We start from the raw sequence: 1,273 nt of genomic DNA, 5'->3' as shown, positions 1-1,273 counted from the left end.
TGTTTGGACCGGGGACATGGGTAACAGGTGTGCCAGGACATGGGTTACACCTCACCGCTGATTTCTAGCGCGGTGGAGGTGTTATTTCATGGCTTGGAAGGAAACCACATCAATGACTCTGCGAACTGAGTTCACCGCGCTGGCCCAAGGCCAGGGCGTTACCGTGTCAGAGCTAGCCCGACGCTTTGGGATCAGCCGCAAGACGGCCTACAAGTGGCTCGCTCGCGTCCAGGCCGACGAGCCGATGACCGACCGATCTCGGCGGCCACACTCCTCGCCCACACAGACCGTCGAAGCCATCGAGCAGGCGCTCGTCGAGCTGCGTCGGGCACATCCATGCTGGGGCGGACGCAAGCTGAACCAAGTGCTGATCGATCGTCACCACACGAACGTGCCTGCCCCCAGCACGATCACACATATCCTGCGACGTCATGGTTTGATGCCGGAACGAACCAGCGGGCAAGGTCGTCCGTGGAAGCGGTTTGAACATGAATCGCCGAACGATCTGTGGCAAATGGACTTCAAGGGCACCATCGTCTTGGGCACCGGTCGATGTGATCCACTGACCGTGCTGGACGATCACTCTCGCTATAACTTGGTGCTGCGTGCCACACCCGATATGCGCAGCGAGACCGTGCAAGCGGTACTGACTGACACCTTCAGACGGCACGGCTTGCCATTGCGCGTGAACATGGACAACGGCTCGCCTTGGGGCAGTCCGTCCGGCCAGTCGCGCGGGCTTTCCAGGCTGACTTTGTGGATGGTGCGCGTAGGCATCCAAGTCAGTTTCAGCACACCTGCACATCCGCAAACCAACGGCAAAGACGAACGCTTTCATCGCAGTCTCAAGGCTGAGGTGGTCACCGGCCGGACGTTCACCAATCACGCTCACGTGCAGCGCGCCTTCGATGAATGGCGCGATATCTACAACACCGTACGTCCTCACCAAGGCATTGGCATGGTGGTGCCCAGCACACGCTACCGCCCCAGCCCGAGACCGTTTCCTGAAGTATTGCCTGCGATCGAGTACTCCCCAAATGACCACGTCGCCATGGTCCAGTGGAATGGGGTCGTTCGGTTCAAAGGCCGGACGCTAAAGGTCTCCAATGCCCTGCATGGGCTGCCTATCGCCTTTCGTGCGCACGACACACAGGAGGGCATCTACGCGCTCTACTTTGCCCACCATCGACTGATGGAAATTGACCTGGGTAAAACGGCCTAAACTGTTACCCATGTCCTGGTACATGTGTCACCCATGTCTCCGGTCCATACA

Annotated in this window: 1 protein-coding gene; it reads left to right on the top strand. The window is 59.1% G+C overall.

Annotated features, from left to right (window positions below):
* Window positions 1–88 precede the first annotated feature (88 nt).
* Window positions 89–1,222, top strand: coding sequence for an IS481 family transposase (locus ACQGNJ_RS00050; RefSeq protein WP_426687207.1), 1,134 nt, complete (start codon window positions 89–91; stop codon window positions 1,220–1,222).
* The last annotated feature ends 51 nt before the right edge of the window (window positions 1,223–1,273 follow it).

Origin of the sequence: Rhodanobacter ginsengiterrae (assembly GCF_050026815.1) — a bacterium.
GTDB classification, from domain to species: domain Bacteria; phylum Pseudomonadota; class Gammaproteobacteria; order Xanthomonadales; family Rhodanobacteraceae; genus Rhodanobacter; species Rhodanobacter ginsengiterrae.
The sequence above is the reverse complement of the archived record's forward strand: the minus strand, read 5'-3'. Positions and strand labels throughout refer to the sequence as shown.